Here is a 21,550-nt window from a genome sequence, read left to right on the forward strand (position 1 = left end):
GAAAAAAATAAAGAGATGAATTAAGAGATAATTAGCGAGGTAAGGATAACCGCGGGAATTTTATTCCCGCTGCGTTTATAATCAGAAAGGTCGAATTCCGCCGCCTGCCGTCAGCTGTGCTGACTGCCATAATGCGATGCCCGCCACAATTAAAATCAGGCTACCGGTTAAGGCCAGCGTTGGCAACAATAGTCGCGAGATGCCTGAGACTGCACCAGGCTGTGCCAGCCGTTGCGCCACCGAGCGCGCCTGCTGCACCAGCAGGCCAATCGCCGAAATGGTCAGCGCCGTGCCGACCGCCATCACGGAAGCAGAGAGAATGCCCCAGCCATAAACACCAATCACTTTGGCAAACAGCAGCATCATAATCGCGCCGGAGCAGGGACGTAATCCCATCGACACCACCACCAGCAGCTGGGTTTTCCAGCTAACGTTGCCGCTCATCTGCTGCGGGGTTGGCAGATGCGCATGCCCGCAGCCGCAATGCTCATCATGCTGATGGTGGGGCCGGAAGGCACGAAATACCGGAGCTGGACGCAATGCCCGCCACAGTGAACGCAGCGCCCGATACCCGATCATCACGCCCAGCCCAATCACCAGCAGATAACTGCCCTTCTCCAGCCAGAAACTGCTGAGATGCAGCTGGCGCGACGAGGTTTTCAGCACCACCAGCATCACCGTCACCAGCCCAATCGCCACCGAACCCTGCAACAGCGAGGCGAGTAGCGTCAGCCTGATACTGGTTTTCACTTTTGCAGGATGAGTTGCCAGAAAGGTCGCGATCACCACTTTGCCGTGGCCCGGACCCAGCGCGTGCAGCACGCCATAGAGCAGGCTGAATATCACCAGCGAGAGGCCCGCCTTGTTGGGCTGCTCCGCCACCTGTTGTAACAGCTGGGTCATCTGGCGGTGCAGATCTTTCTGCCACAACACGCTCTGCAGCAGAATCTGCGACCAGTAAAGCCAGACCAGCAATGCGCCGCCGATGAAGAGTCCCGCCAGCAACCACAGCGGCCAGAGCCGTGAAGCCCGCAGGGGTGCGGAGATTACTGACATGTCAGTACCACCGTTTGTGCGAACTGGCGACCTAAATCCATCTCCTCCGCAGGCGCATCGGCTTTATCCAGCGACAGCGCATACTGCTTCAGAGAATCATTGGGTTTTGGCGTATTGAGCGCAAATTTGCATCGGGTCTGTAACGCCGGCGGCAGCGTTAACGCGCCGGGATTGTCATAGAACATATCGACGAAGTAAGTGGGATCGAAGGTCAGGATCTCAAAGCGCTGCCCGGCCAGCGTCGGGGGTTCCGCCAGCGGCAGAACAAATTCCAGCACCGCTTTGTGGCCGCTACGCGACAGATTATATTCCGTTGGCAGATTCAAAAACTTTACCCGCTGTTGGTTGTGCCAGATTTCAGAAAAGTAGTGCTGGCCCAGTACGTTCGCCATCACGCCCGCCGCCAGCTTTTTCCACACCACGCTGCCTGGCCTGGCCTCGCCCGCGTCATACAGCAGGTCAGCGGAGGTGATCTCATCCATAGTCCAGGTCATCTTTAATCCGGTAAAGGTGTCACCCTGCACCACCAGCTCGGTTTTCATGTCGATGAAGCTGTGAGGATGGGCCAGCAGAGCCGGACTTAATACCATCAGTAAGGCAAAGAGTGCGCGTTTCATAATGTTATAAAGTAACGTTCCTGAAGAAAAGAATCTATAAGTAACAAAATTTTGTGACCCGCCTTAAACCTCCGGCAAATAAACCGCATAAACCGCGCGGGCGCTGACCGGGTTGACTACGCTTAGCTCAAATTAGCCTGCTGGAAATCTGATTGATGAGTTCTGCTACCCCTTTGGCACCACTCTTCACCCGTTCACAGCGTCAGTGCCATCTTTTATTGTTGCTGTTTTTGCCCGCACCCGTGCTTACGCTTGAAAAAATCTGCCAACTGAATGGCATCGATCCTGCCGTTGCCCGACAGGATATCGCGGATGTAGGCCTTGAGATACAGCGATATCACCAGCTGGAATTGCATCAGATGGTGGATGGCAGCTTTCGTCTTCATGGTACAGAGCTGGACCGGCGCCTTTGTCTGTTGCACAACCTGCGACGCAGTCTGCGTTTATCGCAGGACTTTGTCTGCCAGCATTTTGCCACGCCGCTGCGTCAGCGCCTGAAGGTCATGAAGATTGAAAAAGCGTTGTGGGATGAGACCAATTTACAGGCGCTGATTCAGCACTGCAGCCTGCGTCTGAAGCGTGATTTCAGCGAACGCGACCGGCTTTTTCTGCAGATATTTATGAAGTATGGCTTGTGCCAGCGTCAGCCGGTGCTGTTCAGTGAGGCGCAGTCTCTCTGGCTTCAGCAGAAGCCTGAGCGGCAGGCCGCCGAAGATGTGATACATCACTGGCGAAAACGCTGCCATCTTGCCCCGCACGTCAGTGAAACCGACTTCTGGACGCTGTTGTTCAGCCAGATTCATACGCCGGTCGTGGACGTAATTACCCATCCTGCTGAGCAGCAATTGATGAACGCGACGCAGCAACTGATCAATGACTTTGAAGCCTGCGCCGAAATCACCTTTGCTGACCGCGACGAACTGCTGCACCAGCTCTATCCGCATCTGGCGCAGGCGCTCGATCGCACTCACTTTACTATCGGTATCGACAATAGCGTCGCACTGGATGTCAGCCGCCTCTATCCTCGCCTGCTGCGCACCACTCAGCAGGCCCTGCAGGCTTTTGAGCAGCACTACAACATTACTTTTACGCCGGAAGAGGTGAGTTTAGTCACCATTATTTTTGGTGCCTGGCTGATGCAGGAGAATGCGCTGCAGGAAAAGCAGGTGCTGATCCTGACCGGCGACGACGCCGACCTGGAGCAGGATGTGGAGCAGCAGATCCGGGAGATCACGCTGCTGCCTGTCAATATTTCCTACCTGGACGTCAAGCAGTTTCAGCGGGACGGCGCGCCGCGGGATGTCGACATCATCATTTCGCCCTACCCGACTTCGCTGCCCTTGTTCTCTCCGCCGCTGGTGCATGCGGAACTGCCGCTGACGCTGCACCATCAGCAGCGCATTCGTTATTTACTGGAGTCGTAGCCGGGACGCAGGAACAGTGCGGGCAGGGCCACCAGTGCCATCACCCAGAAAAGATGCCCCTGCAGATGCGCGAACAGCACGCCGCAGATCATGGTCATTACTGCAATACCCCCGCCCATCGCCAGCGCGGAATAGAGCGACTGTAGCCGGATCACTTCCGCCCCCTGCCGCGCCGCGATAAAGCGCATCGCCGCCAGATGACAGACGGTGAAACTGCCACAGTGAAGGATTTGCGCCACAATCAGCAGCGGCAACGCGGTGCTGGCTCCCAGCAGGCCCCAGCGGATCAGCGCGCAGATGCCTGAAAGCAGCAGCAGGTCACGCGCGCTCCAGCGGCGGAACAGGCGGCTGCTCAGAGCGAACACGATAATTTCCGCCACTACGCCCAGCGACCAGAGATAACCCACCGTCGAGGCGGAGTAGCCGCTCTCCTGCCACCAGATAGCGCTGAAGCCGTAATAGGCAGCGTGCACGCCTTGCAGCAGCGTTACGCAGAGCATAAATCGCCATACTGCATTTTCACGCAGCAAATCACGCCATTCCTGCCAGCCGCCGCCCGCAGCACTCTGACGCTCATGACCCTGTGGCTGGGTGGCCGGTCTCAGCATCATGCCCGCGAGCATGGCGATGACACCAACGGAAAGCAGCAGCAGAATAGCCTGAGAGGAGTAAGCACTGACCAGCACGCCGGTTAACGCCGAGCTGATTACAAAGGCCAGCGATCCCCACAGCCGCACCGGCCCGTACGCCAGCCCAATCTGCTGTGTCCAGGTCGCGGCCAGCGCATCACTGAGCGGCACCAGCGGCGAGAAGAAGAGGTTAAAGCCGATCATCACAGTCAGCAGCCACATCCACTGCTCACCTACCCAAAAACCGGCGGCGAACAGGCAGGTCATCAACGCCAGCAGACGCAGCGCCGTAATCAACCGGCTGGGATTCTTAACCTGAGAAGCGATAAGCAGACTACCGACGAAGCGCGCGACCATACCACAGCCAAGCAGCAGGCCAATCTTCTCAGCATCCAGGCCGGTGCCTTTCAGCCACACGCCCCAGAATGGCAGATAGATGCCGTAACAGAAGAAGTAAGTGAAGTAGCCCAATCCGAGCCATCTGGCGGAGCCGATTGCCATATTCCCTCCAGCAAGTGTGCTGCCTCGCAGCATGAGTGGGCGCTACTCTGGCAGAGCGCCGCGGGACAGGCAATAAAAAAGGATGGCAGATGCCATCCTTTCAGAGCACTAACCAGTCCAAATCAGAGCGCCTCTTACCGCTACCTCTAAGTTTTAACGCGCAGGAAACACGGTCAGAGGAGGAAAGCGTCCCGCGCCATGGACAAAAATGCCGGAAGCGTTTTTAAACAACGCAAAGCGTTGGCCCGGTTACGGGCACACCTCAGGGATGAGGTGTGTAATTGCGCGGGCCGAGCGGCCAGGGATTGGCTTTAGCGACTTTCCGATCTGACCGTGTTTCCTGAGCAACTCAGGTCTTGCAGCTTTTTCGCACTCGTTTTTTAGGCAATAAAAAAGGATGGCAGATGCCATCCTTTTTTATTCTGTCTCACAACAGGTTAGCGATTAAGCGTAGACCGGCAGACGGCTGCAGATATCCAGCACTTTCTTCTTGGTGCGCTCAATGGTTGCTTCGTCATTGATGTTATCCAGCACATCGGCAATCCAGCCAGCCAGCTCACGCACGTCTGCTTCTTTGAAGCCACGACGGGTAACTGCTGGTGTACCGATACGGATACCGGACGTCACAAACGGGCTTTTCGGATCGTTTGGCACGCTGTTCTTGTTAACCGTGATATTGGCACGGCCCAGCGCCGCATCGGCTTCTTTACCGGTCAGGTTCTTGCTCACCAGATCGATCAGGAACAGATGGTTATGGGTGCCGCCAGACACGATGTCATAGCCACGCTCGATCAGCACTTCTACCATCGCTTTGGCGTTTTTTGCCACCTGCTGCTGGTAGGTTTTGAACTCTGGCTCCATCGCCTCTTTAAAGGCAACTGCTTTACCGGCGATAACGTGCATCAGTGGACCACCCTGCCCGCCAGGGAAGACAGCAGAGTTCAGTTTCTTATAGAAATCTTCGTCGCCGTTTTTCGCCAGAATGATGCCGCCGCGCGGACCCGCCAGCGTTTTGTGGGTGGTGGAGGTCACGATGTGCGCATGTGGAATCGGGCTTGGATAGACTTCTGCGGCAATCAGGCCAGCAACGTGTGCCATATCGACAAACAGCCATGCACCTACGCTATCCGCGATTTCGCGCATTTTTGCCCAGTCGCAGACGCCGGAGTACGCAGAGAACCCGCCAACGATCATTTTTGGCTTGTGGGTTTTCGCCAGTTCAGCCAGTTCGTCATAGTCGATTTTACCGGTCTCATCGATACCGTAAGCCACTACGTTATAGAGTTTGCCGGACAGGTTAACCGGTGATCCGTGAGTCAGGTGTCCACCGTGCGCCAGGTTCATCCCGAGGATGGTATCGCCCGGCTGCAGCAGCGCGGTGTAAACCGCGAAGTTAGCCTGGGAACCAGAGTGTGGCTGCACGTTAGCGTAATCAGCGCCAAACAGTTCTTTTGCACGGTCGATCGCCAGTTGCTCAACGATATCAACGTACTCACAGCCGCCGTAGTAGCGTTTGCCCGGATAGCCTTCAGCGTATTTATTGGTGAGCTGAGAACCCTGCGCCTGCATAACACGCGGGCTGGTGTAGTTTTCAGAAGCAATCAGTTCAATGTGCTCTTCCTGACGCACTGTCTCCTGCTCCATTGCCTGCCACAACTCGGCATCGTAATCGGCAATGTTCATATCACGCTTTAACATCCGGATCTCCTGACTCAGCTAACTTTCTGACGGTATTTACCCCCCTTCAGGGGCGAAGGCCCACAGTGTAAACCGTTTTAACAGGTGAAGGTAGGGTGAACCGCCTCTTTTTACGCAAACGATTGGCTGGCTGCTGGCACGGCATTTTTACACCTTTTTACCCCGTTCAGACGCCACGATTTTTCTTCAGGTTGTGACGAAGGTTTTTCATGATGCACTAAAAAGTTGCCACTCAGACAACCAGAAAGTTCATTGGGTTATTTACACCGCAGACGAAGCGGCTATAAGATGCATTTAAAATGCATGTTTATCTGAGAGGCTACTTCTATGCTTGATGCCCACACCATCGCTACCGTTAAATCGACCCTGCCTGCCATCGCTGCCTACGGCCCAAAGCTTACGGCCCACTTCTATGACCGCATGCTGTCGCACCATCCGGAACTCAAAAACGTCTTCAACATGAACAACCAGCGCAACGGCGATCAGCGTGAAGCGCTGTTCAACGCCATCTGTGCCTATGGCGCGAATCTGGAGAATCTGGCGGCGCTGCTGCCTGCAGTGGAAAAGATTGCGCAGAAACATACCAGCCTGAATATCCAGCCTGCGCAGTACGCCATCGTCGGTGAAAATTTGCTGGCCACCATCAAAGAGCTGCTGGATCCAGGCGAAGAGGCGCTGGCGGCATGGGGCCAGGCCTACGGCGTACTGGCGAGCGTATTCATCAATCGCGAAGAGGAAATTTATCAGGCCACAGAGCAGCAAACCGGTGGCTGGCGCGGCACCCGGGCGTTTCGCATCAGCGCGATTGCGCAGCAGAGCGATGTGATTAAAAGCTTTACCTTTACGCCGGTAGATGGCGGCCCGGTCGCCGCCTTTAAGCCCGGTCAGTATCTGACGGTGCATCTGCAGCCTGCCAGCTTCGAACATCACCAGATTCGTCAGTACTCGCTGACGCATCTCAGCAACGGCAAAGCGTATCGCATCGCGGTGAAACGTGAAGCGCAGGGCACCGTCTCCGGCTGGCTGCATCAGAATGGCAAGGTGGGTGATGAACTGATGCTCGCCGCACCGCACGGCGACTTCTTCCTTGAGGTCGATCCTGTCACGCCAGTAGCGCTGATTTCCGCAGGCGTGGGTCAGACGCCGATGCTGGCGATGCTCCATGCGCTGGCAGCAAGCCAGCACCGCGCGCTGGTCAGCTGGCTGCATGCCGCAGATAACAGTAAACAGCATGCGTTTAGCGCGGAAGTTCGTGACACAGGCGCACAGCTCGCCGATTTCGTCAGTCATGTCTGGTACCGCGATCCCGCGGCTGAAGATGCCGGTCGCTATGACGCGCAGGGTCTGATGGATATCACCGCGCTTTCAGCACGTCTCACCTCACCTGACACCCATTTCTACCTCTGCGGCCCGCTGCCTTTTATGCAACATGTGGTGGCACAACTGCGTGATGCCGGTGTGGCAGATACTCGTATTCATTACGAGCTGTTTGGGCCGCACAAAGGTATGTGATTGAGCCATAAAAAAAGCTCGCAGCGCGTGTTTAAATTGCCAACAAATCCAATGTAAACCAGGCAGCCGCACATAAGTCTAAAGCGAAGGGAACACGGGCAGAGGAGGAAAGCGTCCCGCGACACGGACAAAAACGCCGGGAGCGTTTTTGAACAACGCAGCGCGTTGGCCCGTTTACGGGCGCACCTCAGGCATGAGGTGCGTAATCGCGCGGGCCGAGCGTGCCATGGATGGCGGGTTTTGCGTCTTTCCGATCTGACCGTGTTCCCGGAGCGGGCTCGGTTTCAAAGCCAACCTCACCAAGTCCCAGCATAAAAAAAGCCCGCAGCGCGGGCTTCTTTATGCTGATAAAGAGGTTATCAGATCGCCTCTTCATCCTCTTCACCCGTACGGATACGCACTACGCGCGCCACGTCGAAGACGAAGATCTTACCATCACCGATTTTGCCGGTCTGCGCCGTGCGCATAATGGTCTCGACGCAGGTATCAACGATATCGTCGCCCACCACCATCTCGATTTTCACTTTGGGTAAAAAATCGACCATATACTCTGCGCCGCGGTACAGCTCGGTGTGCCCTTTCTGGCGGCCAAAGCCCTTTACTTCACTCACGGTCATCCCGGTAATGCCCACTTCCGCTAAGGCTTCACGAACATCATCGAGTTTGAATGGTTTGATAATCGCATCAATCTTTTTCATGTCAGACCCTTTTTCACTCCCTCCATGGTCAGAGGGTTTATCAAGTATAAATGTTACTGGCGCTGTCGGGCGGTAATATCCGGGTTTCTTCAGGTTGCCGCAAGCGCTGTCAGATTGTGCTGACTGCAGCCATTCTGCGTCGGGCCTGATCAGTCAACCTCCCGGTATCACTTCGCCGCCCCCGCTACTCTTTGAAATCACTGGCGTCCAGTTCATGCCGGGACAGCAGCTTATAGAACTCCGTGCGATTACGCCCGGCCAGACGTGCGGCGTTGGTCACATTGCCTTTGGTCATCTGCAACAGCTTACGCAGATAGTTCAGCTCAAACTGATTGCGCGCCTCCGCAAAGGTCGGCAACGCGCTGTTCTCGCCACTTAAGGCCTGCTCCACCAGCGCATCGCTAATCACCGGCGATGAACTCAGTGCCACACACTGCTCAATCACGTTCACCAACTGACGCACGTTGCCCGGCCAGTTGGCCGCCATCAGACGCTTCATCGCATCGACGGAAAAACTGCGAATCTGCGGTTTATGCCGTTCTGCCGCCTGACGTAACAGATGATTAGCCAGCAGTGGGATATCTTCGGTGCGCTGATGCAGCGCCGGAATCTTCAGATTCACCACATTCAGACGATAGAAGAGATCCTCGCGAAATTCCTTCTTCTCCATCGCCTTTGGCAGATCGCGATGGGTAGCTGAAATGATGCGCACGTCGATCTCAATATCGTGATCGCTGCCCAGCGGCCTGACCTTACGCTCCTGCAGCACCCGCAGCAATTTCACCTGCAGCGGTTGCGGCATATCGCCAATCTCATCCAGGAACAGCGTGCCGCCGCCAGCGGTTTTAAACAAACCGTCACGGGCACTGACTGCGCCGGTAAACGCCCCTTTAGCGTGACCGAACAGCTCTGATTCCAGCAGCTGCTCCGGCAGTGCGCCACAGTTAATGGCGACAAACGGCTTGCCGTTACGCGGGCTGGCGGCGTGAATTGCCTGCGCCAGCATCTCTTTACCGGTGCCGCTCTGACCGTTAATCAGCACGCTGACGTCGGACTGCGCCACCATGTGCGCCTGCTCCAGCAGCTTCAACATCAGCGGGCTGCGGGTGACAATCGCTTCGCGCCAGCGGTCATCGCTGACCGGCGCCTGCTGTGCCAGCGCCTCATCAATCGCTTTATAGAGCGCATCTTTGTCCACCGGTTTGGTCAGGAAGCTGAAGACGCCCTGCTGCGTGGCAGAGACCGCGTCCGGAATGGAGCCGTGCGCCGTCAGGATAATCACCGGCAGACCGGTGTGGCGCTTCTGGATTTCGCCAAACAGCGCCAGACCGTCCATCTCGTCCATCCGCAGATCGCTGATCACCAACTCAATTTTCTCTTTCTGCAGCAGACGTAACGCTTCAGGTCCGCTGGCCGCGGTAGTGACCTGATATCCTTCGCTGCGAAGACGCATGCCCAGCAGCTTCAGCAGGCTGGGATCGTCATCCACCAGCAGCAATTTTGCCGCTTGTCTCACCATCATTGCTCCTCATCCTGCGGGAGTGCCGTGCCGTGACCGCTGTCAGACACATCCGGGGCTTTGCGTGATGAAAGCTGGCGCTCGATGTCAGTCAGCCGCTCCAGCTTATGCTGCGTGTCGCTGAGCTGCTGCTGCTGTTTCACCATCTGCTGGCGTATCGCCTCAAGCTGCGTATCACTGCTCTGCTGCAGATGGGCATAACGGGTGCGCGCTTCACTGAGGTCAAGCTGCGCGGTCTGATTACTGCGCCACAGCTGAATCAGCGGGCGCACGGACTGCGGAAAATCGCTGCTGTAGCGATCCAGGGTTTCAACATAGCGACGACGTTCAACAGGCGTCACGTTGCCGTTGGACATCAGCACGCCCTGCTTGAAGGCGCGCGACCAGTTTTCAGCCGGCCAGCGATGGGCTTCGGCACGGGCCTCCGCGGGAGAAAGACGTTCGGCACAGTCGATCGCCCGCATCCAGTAGAGGGTGTTACCCAGCGCCGTCTTATTTTCTATCGGCCACAGGTCACTGCAGCGGGTCGCCAGGTAATCAGCGATTCTGACCTCGGGTTCCGCCACCTGATGGCCTGATGGCAAAGAGGAGGTGGCCGGGGAGGTCGTACATCCGCTGAGGAGCAGCGTAGTCAGCGTGCTCAACAGCAAAGCGGGTAAATATTTCATCAGTCAGACTTTCCCGGCTGTGGTGTTAAGTTCAATTCGAAAACAGACGTCAGCCTGATCGCAGGAGACCAGCGTCAGGTCGCCCTGCATCCGGCGCAGGCAATCTTTGGCGATACTCAATCCCAGCCCGCTGCCTTTCACCGGCCCTTTACGCTGCTGGCTGCCCTGGTAGAACGGTTCAAAAATCATCGCCTGCTCTTCAGGCGGAATCGGCGAGCCGCTATTCGCGACCTCAATCCAGACCCGATCGCCCTGCTGCTGACTGCGAAGCCAGATGGTACCGGATTCGCTGCCGTAGTTCACGGCGTTCGAATAGAGGTTATCGATGACCCGCATCAGTAACATCGGTTCTGCCAGGCAGTGACTGACCTTAAGATCGACGACCGTCTGCATCAGTTTGGCGCGGGCCGAAAGCGCATGTGCGTTAACGACATCTTCCACAATCTCCGCCACGCTGACCGGCTCCAGCGCGATCGGGCCATCCGCCAGTTTGCGGTTGTAATCGAGCAGCTGTTCAATCAGCTGCTGCAGATGACGGCTGCTGCTGTCGAGGATAGTGACCACTTCTTTTTGATCGGCATTCAGCGAGCCGGCGACTTCGTCCGCCAGCAGTTCCGTGCCTTCACGCAGGCTGGCCAGCGGCGTTTTCAGCTCGTGAGAGAGATGGCGAAGAAATTCATGACGCTGCGATTCCAGCCACTGAAGCCGCTCGCTGAGCCAGACGATGCGTTGTCCCAGCGATCGTAATTCGCGCGGACCGCGAAATGTCCCGCTGTTACCCAGTGCCCGCCCTTCGCCAAGCCGGTTGATCATCCGTTCAATGCGCTTAACCGGACCGATAATCATGCCGGTAAACAGCGTCATCAGTGCCAGACTGATGATAAACAGAATCAGCGCCTGCCAGCCAAAAAACTGGCCGCGATCGGCAATTTCGCGCTGCAACTGTAAGCCACGCGAAAAGACCACCTCGCGCGTGTCCTGCACCATCTGCGCATTGGTCGCAGAAAAACGATCCAGCGCCTCTGCGGCAACCGGCACCGGATTGCCATTGTCACATTTCAGTGGCGTCAGCAGCGGCAGCGTCGCCTGTAAGGTCTGGAAGGCGGGCAGTTCGGGCAGGCTCGCGCTGTGTGAGCTCAGCATCTGACTGTAGCGGGTATGCTGAGTCTGATAGAGGCGCGCCAGCGAGGCATCATCCAGCACGCAGTACTGGCGATAGCTACGCTCCAGCTCAACTGCCGTTCGCGCCATCGCCTCACTTCTGCGTACATCGGTAAAGGTATTGCGGTTGGTGTCCGCAGCCTGTTCGCTTAATGCAGAGAGACTTTCCCACGCCTGCCAGGCCAGCACCAGCAGGGGCAGTAGCACCAGGACAAACGCCATCAGCACCAGCTGACGCAGAGAACGGGGAAATAAACGCCATTTTTTCACGCAGCCGCTTCCTTAAGATTCGCTGTCTGGATGCTAGCGGACTCTGTCTGCGGAAGAAAGGGGAACAAAAGAAAACGGCAGGCTCAATGGCCTGCCGCTGGCACGACGCGTAGTGCATCGCGTAAGAATGGGTGGAGCCTTACTCAACGTTACGTCCGGTGTTTGATAACGCAAGCGATTATCGGTCAGGTGGACGGCAGGCTCCGTTTGGTGCGTCATTCGGGCTTTATGAGCTCTTATCCGCTAAGCGGGGCAATCATAAACAGGTGAATGAGCAGCTGCATGAGTATAGCAAGTTCCATGCCAGAAAATAAATCATTATATTTTTCAGCAAATTGAGCAGGCCCGCCCGCTGACTGTCGCGAAAAATCTTATATAAGCACAGGCTGTCTGTCTCCGTAAGGCGACACTAAAACCAGTCTGATAAGCACATATTAAAAAATCAACGAGATAAATGTCGCCATAAAGAGACAGTGCAATGACTCTGTTGTCGCCATTTGCCAACAACGGCGCAAAAAAGAACAGGAGGCACGCTGGCCTCCTGTTCATTTCAGTGGATTAAATTAACCCAGCTGTCTGCGCGCATTGCGGAAAATGCGCATCCACGGACTGTCTTCGCCCCACTCAGCCGGATGCCAGGAGTTGCTGACGGTACGGAACACGCGCTCCGGATGCGGCATCATAATGGTGACGCGACCACTTTCGTTGGTCACGGCGGTAATGCCGTTAGGAGAACCATTCGGGTTAGCCGGATAGGTTTCTGTCACCTTGCCGAAGTTATCGACAAAGCGCAGTGCCACCAGCCCTTTCGACTCCAGCGCTGCCAGATGCGTCGCATCACGGACTTCGACAAAGCCTTCACCGTGCGAAACCGCGATAGGCATATGCGAACCGGCCATGCCGTCCAGCAGCAGTGACGGACTGGCGGCCACTTCGACCAGGCTGAAGCGTGCTTCAAAGCGCTCAGACTGGTTACGCACGAAGCGCGGCCAGAGATCGCTGCCCGGGATCAGTTCGCGCAGGTTGGACATCATCTGGCAACCGTTGCAGACGCCCAGCGCCAGGGTTTGTGGACGGTGGAAGAAGGTTTCGAACTCGTCACGCACACGCGGGTTGAACAGAATCGATTTCGCCCAGCCCTCACCGGCACCCAGCACATCACCGTAAGAGAAGCCGCCACAGGCCACCAGCGCCTGGAACTCTTCCAGACCGCGACGTCCGGCCAGCAGATCGCTCATGTGAACGTCAATGGCGGTAAAGCCAGCCCGGTCAAAGGCGGCGGCCATCTCGACGTGTGAGTTCACGCCCTGCTCACGCAGCACCGCGACGCGTGGACGTGCGCCCGTAGCGATCATCGGCGCCGCCACATCTTCCTGCGGATTGAAGGTCAGATTCACATTCAGGCCAGGGTCGCTGTCGTTCTTCTTCGCTTCATGCTCCTGATCGGCACACGCCGGGTTGTCACGCAGGCGCTGCATCTGCCAGGTGGTTTCCGCCCACCAGGTGCGCAGCGTGGTACGGCTTTCGCTGTAAACCGCGCTGTCACCGGCACGGATCACAAAGCGATCGCCCAGCTGTGCGCTGCCCAGCAGATGCGTCGAGGCGGCAAGGCCGTGATCCGCCAGGATCTGCTCAACCGCCGCGCGATCGGCGGCATTGATCTGGATCACCGCACCCAGCTCTTCGGTAAACAGAGCAGCCAGCGCATCGTTGCCCAGCGAGGCGATATCAACGTCGATACCGCAGTGACCGGTAAACGCCATCTCGGCCAGCGTCACCAGCAGGCCACCGTCAGAGCGGTCGTGGTAGGCCAGCAGTTTCTGCTCAGCCACCAGCGCCTGAATCGCATTGAAGAAGCCCGCCAGCTGTGTGGCATCACGCACGTCGGCAGGTTTGTCGCCGAGCTGCCGATAGACCTGCGACAGCGCGGTTGCGCCCAGCGTATTCGCGCCGTTGCCCAGGTCAATCAGCAGCAGCAGGTTATCCTGATCGGCCTGCAGCTGTGGCGTGACGGTACGACGAACATCTTCGACGCGGGCAAACGCGGTAATCACCAGCGACAGCGGTGAGGTCATCTCTCGCTGTTCGGTGCCTTCCTGCCAGCGGGTTTTCATCGACATCGAATCTTTACCGACCGGGATAGTGATCCCCAGCGCCGGACACAGCTCTTCGCCGACCGCTTTCACCGCCGCGTATAAACCAGCATCTTCACCCGGATGACCGGCTGCAGACATCCAGTTAGCGGAAAGTTTCACGCGCTTCAGCGAACCAATCTGCGTTGCCGCCAAGTTAGTCAGTGCTTCACCCACCGCCAGACGACCCGACGCCGCGAAGTCCAGCAGCGCAACCGGTGAACGTTCGCCCAGGGCAAAGGCTTCGCCGTGATAGCTGTCGAGACTGGCAGTGGTCACCGCACAGTTGGCAACCGGGATCTGCCACGGGCCGACCATCTGATCGCGCGCTACCATGCCGGTCACGCTGCGGTCACCGATGGTGATCAGGAAGGTTTTCTCCGCTACGGCAGGCAGATGCAGCACGCGATTCACCGCATCGACCAGCGTAATGCCGTCGCGCTGCAGTTCGGTCCCCTGTGCCTGCTGTGTCACCACATCACGCGTCATCTTCGGCGTTTTGCCCAGCAGCACGTCAAGCGGCATGTCGATTGGCTTATTATCGAAATGGCTATCTTCCAGGCTCAGGTGCAGTTCTTCGGTCGCTTCACCAATCACCGCGAACGGTGCGCGTTCGCGCTGGCAGATCGCCTCAAACTGCGCCAGCTGATCGGGCGCGACGGCCATCACATAACGTTCCTGTGATTCGTTACACCAGACTTCCAGCGGGCTCATGCCTGGCTCGTCACTCAGGATGTCACGCAGGTTAAACCGGCCACCGCGGCCACCATCGCTGACCAGCTCCGGCATGGCGTTGGAAAGGCCGCCCGCGCCTACGTCGTGAATAAACAGAATCGGGTTCTCATCGCCCAGCTGCCAGCAGCGGTCGATCACTTCCTGGCAACGGCGTTCCATTTCCGGGTTATCACGCTGAACCGAGGCGAAGTCGAGATCGGCATCCGACTGGCCCGAGGCCATGGAGGATGCTGCGCCGCCGCCCAGGCCGATGTTCATAGCCGGTCCACCCAGCACCACCAGCTTCGCGCCGACGGTGATTTCGCCTTTCTGCACGTGATCGGCACGGATGTTACCGATGCCGCCCGCCAGCATAATCGGCTTGTGATAGCCGCGCAGCTCGGTGCCGTTGTGGCTGGTGACCTGCTCTTCATAGGTACGGAAGTAGCCGTTCAGCGCCGGACGACCAAATTCATTGTTAAACGCAGCGCCGCCCAGAGGCCCGTCGGTCATGATTTCCAGTGCGCTGACGATGCGCGCCGGTTTGCCGAAGTCCTCTTCCCACGGCTGTTCAAAGCCCGGGATGCGCAGGTTAGAAACCGAGAATCCAACCAGGCCCGCTTTGGGCTTGGAGCCGCGTCCGGTTGCGCCTTCATCACGGATCTCACCACCGGAACCGGTCGCGGCGCCTGGCCACGGCGAGATGGCCGTTGGATGGTTATGCGTTTCCACCTTCATCAGGATGTGCGCGGCTTCCTGATGCCAGCGGTATTCGCTCTCGCCGGCGTCAGCAAAGAAGCGGCCAACCTCTGACCCTTCCATCACGGCGGCGTTATCTTTATAAGCAGAGAGCACGAAGTCCGGCGTCTGCTCCATGGTGTTTTTAATCATCTTAAACAGCGACTTCGGCTGTTTCTCGCCGTCGATAATCCAGTCGGCGTTGAAGATCTTGTGACGACAGTGCTCAGAGTTCGCCTGCGCAAACATATAGAGTTCAATGTCGTTGGGATTGCGGCCCAGCGCGGTAAATGCCGCCACCAGGTAGTCAATTTCATCGTCTGCCAGCGCCAGACCCAGCGAGATATTTGCCTGAACCAGCGCCTGACGGCCTTCACCCAGCAGATCGACGCTCTTCACCGGCTGCGGCGTATGGTGCGCAAACAGCTGCTCAGCCTGGGCCAGATCGCTATAGACCGTTTCCATCATCCTATCGTGCAGCAGTGTACCCAGCGTCTGCCACTGCGCTTCTGTCAGTTGCGGAGCCTGCACATAAAAAGCCAGACCGCGTTCCAGACGACGTACCTGCGGCAGGCCGCAGTTATGAGCAATGTCGGTGGCTTTGGATGACCAGGGCGAAATGGTGCCGGGACGTGGTGTCACCAGCAGCAGACGTCCCTGTGGGGCATGTTCAGCGAGAGAGGGACCATACTTCAGCAGGCGTTGCAGGCGGCTCTGTTCGTCAGCGGTTAAAGGCGTACTGACATCAGCAAAATGGATGTACTCAGCGTAAATATCACTCACCGGCAGATGAGCGTCCTGAAAGCGGGTCAGCAGTTTGTTTACACGAAATGCCGACAGGGCGGGCGAACCACGCAGAATTTCCATTAATAAGTCTCTCGTCAGGGCGCCGGGCGACGCTTGATTGGGCGCAACAGGGAAAACGGGGCGTATTATAGAGAAAGCGACCTCGTGACGAAACCGTTTGCGCACAATTTTTGGCAACCCGGATTTGCCTGAATTTTGCGCAAAAGCTGCTATAAAAGTTGCTCAGTGTGATTTTGTTGCGCAAAATGCCCCTCGCTCTGGGAGTTCAAAGAAGATAAATACTGCCTTTAAAAGACAGAGGCCTTAGAGCCAGCGAGAGATAACTATTTGAAACGCCTAAAATTTAATTATCTGTTTATCGGTCTGGTTGCCGTGCTGTTAGCGTTAGCGCTGTGGCCATCCATTCCCTGGTATGGGGGTGGGCAGGACAGGATTTCACAGATTAAATCACGGGGAGTCCTGCGGGTCAGTACCATCAACTCCCCATTAACGTACTACACAGTTAACCAGTTACCGGCCGGTATGGATTATGAGCTGGCAAAACGCTTCGCCGATTATCTTGGCGTCAAACTGAAGGTGACGGTTCGTCCTAACCTGAGCGATCTGTTTGATGATCTTGACGAGGGTAAAGCCGATTTGCTGGCCGCTGGCCTGAACTACAACAATGAACGCCTGACGCGCTATCAGACCGGGCCAGGTTACTACAACGTTTCACAACAGCTGGTCTATCGCGTGGATAAGCCACGCCCTAAAAACCTCGGTGACTTAAAGGGGCGGCTGACAGTTGCGTCCGGATCGGCCTATCTGTCCACGCTTAAGAGCGCCCGTTCCAATCAGTTCCCCGATCTGGACTGGGCGATCTCCACCGATCAGAGTCCTAAGGCCCTGCTGGAAGCGGTCGCCGACGGCAAGCTCGACTACACCATTGGTGACTCGGTGACCATCGCCCTGCTGCAGCGCATCTATCCGCAGCTGGCGGTGGCGTTCGATGTTACCGATGAAGAGCCGGTGACCTGGTATGTGCGGCACAGCGATGACGACAGCCTGAATGCAGCAATGCTCGACTTCTTTAATGGTATGGGCGAAGAAGGCGCGATGGCGCGGCTGGAGGAGAAATACCTCGGTCACGTCGGCACCTTTGACTATGTTGATACCCGCACGTTCCTGCGCGCCATCGACAATACGCTGCCCGACATCAAGCCGCTGTTTGAGAAGTACGCCACCAGCATCGACTGGCGGCTGCTGGCGGCGATCTCCTATCAGGAGTCGCACTGGAACCCGCAGGCTACCTCGCCGACCGGCGTGCGCGGCATGATGATGCTGACGCGTAACACCGCTGATAGCCTGGATGTGGGCGACCGTACCGATCCCGAACAGAGCATTCGCGGCGGCAGTCAGTATCTGCAGGATATGATGGCGAAGGTGCCGCAGACCATCCCGGAAGATGAGCGCATCTGGTTTGCGCTGGCGGCTTATAACATGGGTTATGCCCATATGCTTGACGTCCGCAAACTGACGGCACGCCAGGGCGGTAATCCGGACAGCTGGGCGGATGTGAAGCTGCGTCTGCCCATGTTAAGCCAGAAGCGCTACTACACGCAGACAGCGTATGGCTATGCCCGTGGACATGAAGCCTATAACTACGTGGAGAATATCCGCAAGTATCAGATAAGCCTGGTGGGTTATCTGCAGGAGCAGGAGAAGCGTCTGGCGCGGCAGGCTGAAGCACAGGCCGAACTGGCGAAGGGCTACCCGGCGGTTGAACCGAAGATCGCCATGAACTAACCCTGGCGTTGCGCCTGACGCAGGACTTTTTTCTGCTCACGACGCATACGGAAGAAGTCGCTCAGCATGGCGGCACACTCTTCAGCCAGCACGCCGCTATGCAGTTCAACCTGATGATTCATGCCAGGATGGCCCAGCACATCCAGCAGCGATCCCGCTGCCCCACTTTTAATATCGTGCGCACCATAGACCAGTCGGCTAATACGGCTGTGAACCATGGCACCGGCACACATCACACACGGCTCCAGCGTGACGTAAAGCGTTGTATCCAGCAGGCGGTAATTTTCCAGTATTTTACCGCCCTGCCGTAGCGCCATGATCTCTGCATGCGCGGTCGGATCGTGCTGGCCGATGGGCCGGTTCCAGCCTTCCCCAATCACCCGGTCGTTCTGAACCAGCACGGCCCCCACCGGCACTTCGCCCTGCTCCCAGGCGCGACGCGCCAGGCTCAGCGCGTGGCGCATCCAGTATTCATCTTGTTGTTTCACGCTGACCACTCCGGGCGACTGAAAAGCGGCGCATTATAGCGATCTCTGCGAGCGTGTCGAAACTTATTCCAACTGCTGCAGTTCACCCGCCGGGGTTACACGCCAGCGATGCTGACAGAAGAACAGTAACGGGTTGTCCTGTTTGCTGTCGCTGTAGCCACTGTAAAGCTGTAACGGCGTGCCGATTTTCTCTTCAAGCTGGGCCACTTTCTCATGACCGAGGCAGCGCATCGCCAGCACACGCCCGCCCCAGCCGCGACGCATCTGACTGGCAATCAGCTTCACGCGTGGCAGAAACGCGGAGTCATAATAGACCTGCTCCACCAGCGACTGTGGCGATCCGGTGATCAGCCAGACGTCAGCGTCATCACTGCCGAGGTAATCCGTCAGACGCTGCTGCACCATCGGAAAGGCCTTTACGCGCAGGCGAAACCACTGGGCAAACTCGGCTTCGAGGCGCAGCAATGTCTGCTCGGAGCGGCCAAAGGTAATTGACCAGAGCAGCAGGCTCATGGGCCAGCGTGCCGCGCGGCCTTTAAACAGCAGACCGATGCCCACCACCGGCAGTAACGGCACCACCAGCAGCAGATTAAGCGGGCGGCGACGCAGCAGATAGCGCATAAAGGTGCCGAACATGTCCTGCTGATGCAAAGTGCCATCGAGGTCGAAAAATACGATGCGACGTTGTGTTCCCCTGGTCAAACAACTCTCCTTAACGGCTGATTCCGGGATGATAAAGAGTAGTGTAGCCATCATCAGGCGGTACGGCGATGACGGTCATTTTTAATTCCGATGACTACAATGCCCGATGAATAGTTTATTCTTCACTGATTATCCCTGAATTACGAGGATTGGGCATGAGTTCATTGCTGCGCATTCGCCAGCTTTATCCACGTCTGGCATTGAACGAGCGTCGGCTGGCGGATTTTTTACTGTCGCAACCCGATCGGGCACGTCACCTGAGTTCGCAAAAGCTGGCGGAAGAGTCGGGCGTCAGCCAGTCGAGCGTGGTGAAGTTTGCTCAGAAGCTGGGATATAAAGGCTTTCCGGCGCTTAAGCTGGCTCTGAGTGAGTCACTGGCGGACAAGGATGCCATTACCGTGCATAACCATATTCTCAGCGACGATCCGCTTAAAATGGTGGGGGAAAAGCTGCTGACCGAAAAGCTCTCGGCGATCCGCGCCACGCTGGATATTAATAGCGAAGAGAAGCTCAACGATGTGTTACAGCTGCTGAAAAATGCCCGGCGCATTTTACTGGTCGGCATCGGCGCATCGGGCCTGGTGGCAAAGGACTTCTCCTGGAAGCTGATGAAGATCGGGATTAATGCGGTGGCGGAACAGGACATGCACGCCCTGCTGGCCAGCGTACAGGCGATGGGGCCAGGCGATGTGCTGCTCGCCATCTCCTACACCGGGGAACGGCGCGAGATTAATCTGGCGGCGCAGGAAGCGGTTCAGGTTGGGGCCGATGTGGTTGCGTTTACCGGCTTTACGCCGAACACCCTGCAACAGAGTGCCAGCTACTGTCTCTACACGGTGGCGGAAGAGCAGAGCACCCGCAGCGCGGCGATCTCCTCGACCACAGCGCAGCTGGCCCTGACCGATCTGCTGTTTATGGCGCTGGTGCAAAACGATCCGGAACGTGCGTCGAGTCATATTCGTCACAGCGAAGCGCTGGTGAAAAAGCTGGTCTGATCAGTGGCAGCGCGTATAATACCCGCGTTTTTTCTGTTGTTACCAGGTGGGATAAATGGCGCTGTTGATTACGTCCAGATGCATTAACTGCGATATGTGTGAACCGGAGTGCCCGAACCAGGCGATTTCACTGGGCGATGCGATCTATGAGATTGATGTCAGCCGCTGCACGGAATGCGTCGGGCATTATGAAGCGCCAACCTGTCAGCGGGTCTGCCCCATCGACAACACCATTATCACTGACCCACAGCACACCGAATCACGCGATGCGCTGTGGGATAAGTTCGTGCTGCTGCACGGCTAGCTTTCAATGATTACCGTGGCGCAGGCGTAGTGACGCTCATCGGCCAGCGTTACGTGAACGTGGTTAACGCCCAGCTTCTCTGCCACGTCAGCGGCCTGCTGAAAGAAGCGTAACCCCGGTTTACCCAGCGCATCGTTGTAAACTTCGAACTGATTAAATGCCAGACCACCGCGAATGCCGGTGCCGAAGGCTTTGGCTGCCGCCTCTTTAACCGCAAAGCGTTTGGCGAGAAAGCGCACCGGCTGTTTATGCGCCTGATACTGCTGCCATTCGGCTTCACTCAGCACCCGACGCGCCAGCCTGTCGCCGGAGCGCGCTATCACGTCGGCGATGCGTTCAATCTCAACGATGTCGCTGCCCAGTCCCAGAATAGCCATCAGCGGCGGGCTTCACGTAGCAGTTGCTTCATCTCTTTGACCGCATCCGGCAGGCCACTCATCACCGCACGGCCGATAATCGCATGGCCGATATTCAGCTCATGCATTTCCGGCAGCGCCGCAATCGGCAGCACGTTATGGTAGGTCAGACCGTGACCGGCATTCACCTTCAGCCCCAGGCTGGCGGCAAAGGTCGCGGCATGGCGAATGCGTGCCAGCTCTGCGTCACGCGCCCGTCCCTCGGGAGCCTCAGCATAAGCGCCGGTATGAATTTCGATGTAAGGCGCACCGGTAGCAACGGCCGCTTCGATCTGGCGGTGGTCGGCATCAATAAACAGTGAAACCAGAATGCCCGCGTCACGCAGCAGTAGTACGGCCGCGTTCATCTTCTCCTGCTGCCCTGCCACATCCAGTCCGCCTTCCGTGGTCACTTCCTGGCGCTTTTCCGGCACCAGGCAGCAGAAATGGGGCTGGATATCACAGGCGATACCGATCATCTCATCAGTGACCGCCATCTCCAGATTCATGCGCGTCTGGATGGTGTCACGCAGAATACGCACGTCGCGGTCGGTAATGTGACGGCGATCTTCGCGCAGGTGCACCGTAATGCCGTCTGCGCCTGCCTGCTCGGCGATGAACGCCGCCTGCACCGGATCGGGATAGTTTGTCCCACGGGCGTTACGCACCGTGGCAATGTGATCGATATTGACGCCTAACAGCAACTCAGCCATAACCATCCTCACTTCTTTTCCATC

18 protein-coding genes are annotated in these 21,550 nt (G+C 57.2%); 5 read left to right on the plus strand and 13 right to left on the minus strand.

Annotation, left to right across the window (positions count from 1 at the left end; translation table 11 throughout):
• Nucleotides 1-81: 81 nt before the first annotated feature.
• Nucleotides 82-1,056: a nickel/cobalt transporter gene (locus FA92_RS13300; protein WP_033783898.1), complete on the minus strand. Its 975-nt coding sequence runs from the start codon at nucleotides 1,054-1,056 to the stop codon at nucleotides 82-84.
• Entirely contained in the window at nucleotides 1,047-1,673 is a 627-nt protein-coding gene (locus FA92_RS13305; protein WP_033783899.1) for a DUF1007 family protein, read from the minus strand. Before FA92_RS13305 ends, FA92_RS13300 begins: the two co-directional genes overlap by 10 nt.
• A 155-nt stretch (nucleotides 1,674-1,828) precedes the next feature.
• Between FA92_RS13305 and csiE the strand changes: the two genes are divergently transcribed.
• Nucleotides 1,829-3,097 (plus strand): stationary phase inducible protein CsiE, encoded by a 1,269-nt coding sequence (csiE, locus tag FA92_RS13310; protein WP_033783900.1) that lies wholly within the window; start codon nucleotides 1,829-1,831, stop codon nucleotides 3,095-3,097.
• Here the strand turns inward: csiE and FA92_RS13315 are convergent.
• Nucleotides 3,079-4,227, minus strand: coding sequence for a 3-phenylpropionate MFS transporter (locus FA92_RS13315; RefSeq protein WP_033783901.1), 1,149 nt, complete (start codon nucleotides 4,225-4,227; stop codon nucleotides 3,079-3,081). The two genes, csiE and FA92_RS13315, sit on opposite strands and share 19 nt — an antisense overlap.
• Before the next feature lie 444 nt (nucleotides 4,228-4,671).
• Nucleotides 4,672-5,925 (minus strand): serine hydroxymethyltransferase, encoded by a 1,254-nt coding sequence (gene glyA, locus FA92_RS13320; RefSeq protein ID WP_013358744.1) that lies wholly within the window; start codon nucleotides 5,923-5,925, stop codon nucleotides 4,672-4,674.
• Nucleotides 5,926-6,252: 327 nt separating this feature from the next.
• Between glyA and hmpA the strand changes: the two genes are divergently transcribed.
• Nucleotides 6,253-7,437 (plus strand): NO-inducible flavohemoprotein, encoded by a 1,185-nt coding sequence (hmpA, locus tag FA92_RS13325; protein WP_033783902.1) that lies wholly within the window; start codon nucleotides 6,253-6,255, stop codon nucleotides 7,435-7,437.
• 359 nt (nucleotides 7,438-7,796) lie between these two features.
• Here the strand turns inward: hmpA and glnB are convergent, their stop codons facing one another.
• The 5 genes from glnB to purL form a co-directional block, all read right to left on the minus strand.
• On the minus strand, nucleotides 7,797-8,135 hold the full coding sequence (gene glnB / locus FA92_RS13330) for a nitrogen regulatory protein P-II (protein WP_003848647.1): 339 nt from the start codon (nucleotides 8,133-8,135) through the stop codon (nucleotides 7,797-7,799).
• Nucleotides 8,136-8,319: 184 nt separating this feature from the next.
• Nucleotides 8,320-9,657, minus strand: coding sequence for a two-component system response regulator GlrR (gene glrR / locus FA92_RS13335; protein WP_162470138.1), 1,338 nt, complete (start codon nucleotides 9,655-9,657; stop codon nucleotides 8,320-8,322).
• Nucleotides 9,654-10,322, minus strand: a complete 669-nt coding sequence (gene qseG, locus FA92_RS13340) for a two-component system QseEF-associated lipoprotein QseG (protein ID WP_033783903.1) — start codon at nucleotides 10,320-10,322, stop codon at nucleotides 9,654-9,656. The genes glrR and qseG overlap by 4 nt, the downstream gene beginning before the upstream one ends.
• 3 nt (nucleotides 10,323-10,325) lie before the next feature.
• Entirely contained in the window at nucleotides 10,326-11,753 is a 1,428-nt protein-coding gene (locus FA92_RS13345) for a HAMP domain-containing sensor histidine kinase (RefSeq protein ID WP_033783904.1), read from the minus strand.
• Between the two features lie 563 nt (nucleotides 11,754-12,316).
• A complete protein-coding gene (purL, locus tag FA92_RS13350; protein WP_033783905.1) occupies nucleotides 12,317-16,204 on the minus strand; it encodes a phosphoribosylformylglycinamidine synthase in 3,888 nt (1,295 codons plus the stop codon).
• A gap of 267 nt (nucleotides 16,205-16,471) precedes the next feature.
• Between purL and mltF the strand changes: the two genes are divergently transcribed.
• Nucleotides 16,472-17,929 (plus strand): membrane-bound lytic murein transglycosylase MltF, encoded by a 1,458-nt coding sequence (gene mltF, locus FA92_RS13355; protein ID WP_013358751.1) that lies wholly within the window; start codon nucleotides 16,472-16,474, stop codon nucleotides 17,927-17,929.
• On the opposite strand, the gene tadA is transcribed toward mltF, so the two are convergent.
• Together tadA and yfhb are read right to left on the minus strand one after the other, a co-directional pair.
• Nucleotides 17,926-18,417 carry a tRNA adenosine(34) deaminase TadA gene (gene tadA / locus FA92_RS13360; RefSeq protein WP_072008982.1) on the minus strand — a complete coding sequence of 164 codons (492 nt, stop codon included), beginning with the start codon at nucleotides 18,415-18,417 and terminating at the stop codon, nucleotides 17,926-17,928. The genes mltF and tadA overlap by 4 nt on opposite strands.
• 63 nt (nucleotides 18,418-18,480) lie before the next feature.
• Nucleotides 18,481-19,119: a phosphatidylglycerophosphatase C gene (gene yfhb / locus FA92_RS13365; protein WP_033783907.1), complete on the minus strand. Its 639-nt coding sequence runs from the start codon at nucleotides 19,117-19,119 to the stop codon at nucleotides 18,481-18,483.
• A 155-nt stretch (nucleotides 19,120-19,274) separates the two neighbouring features.
• Between yfhb and FA92_RS13370 the strand changes: the two genes are divergently transcribed.
• On the plus strand, nucleotides 19,275-20,114 hold the full coding sequence (locus tag FA92_RS13370) for a MurR/RpiR family transcriptional regulator (RefSeq protein ID WP_010257643.1): 840 nt from the start codon (nucleotides 19,275-19,277) through the stop codon (nucleotides 20,112-20,114).
• A 55-nt stretch (nucleotides 20,115-20,169) separates the two neighbouring features.
• Nucleotides 20,170-20,418 carry a YfhL family 4Fe-4S dicluster ferredoxin gene (locus FA92_RS13375; RefSeq protein WP_033733547.1) on the plus strand — a complete coding sequence of 83 codons (249 nt, stop codon included), beginning with the start codon at nucleotides 20,170-20,172 and terminating at the stop codon, nucleotides 20,416-20,418.
• Here the strand turns inward: FA92_RS13375 and acpS are convergent.
• Both acpS and pdxJ read right to left on the minus strand, forming a co-directional pair.
• Nucleotides 20,415-20,795 (minus strand): holo-ACP synthase, encoded by a 381-nt coding sequence (gene acpS, locus FA92_RS13380; RefSeq protein ID WP_013358755.1) that lies wholly within the window; start codon nucleotides 20,793-20,795, stop codon nucleotides 20,415-20,417. The genes FA92_RS13375 and acpS overlap by 4 nt on opposite strands.
• A complete protein-coding gene (gene pdxJ / locus FA92_RS13385) occupies nucleotides 20,795-21,526 on the minus strand; it encodes a pyridoxine 5'-phosphate synthase (RefSeq protein WP_033784660.1) in 732 nt (243 codons plus the stop codon). Before pdxJ ends, acpS begins: the two co-directional genes overlap by 1 nt.
• Between the last annotated feature and the right edge of the window lie 24 nt (nucleotides 21,527-21,550).

Origin of the sequence: Pantoea sp. 9140, from assembly GCF_000745295.1 — a bacterium.
GTDB lineage: Bacteria > Pseudomonadota > Gammaproteobacteria > Enterobacterales > Enterobacteriaceae > Pantoea > Pantoea vagans.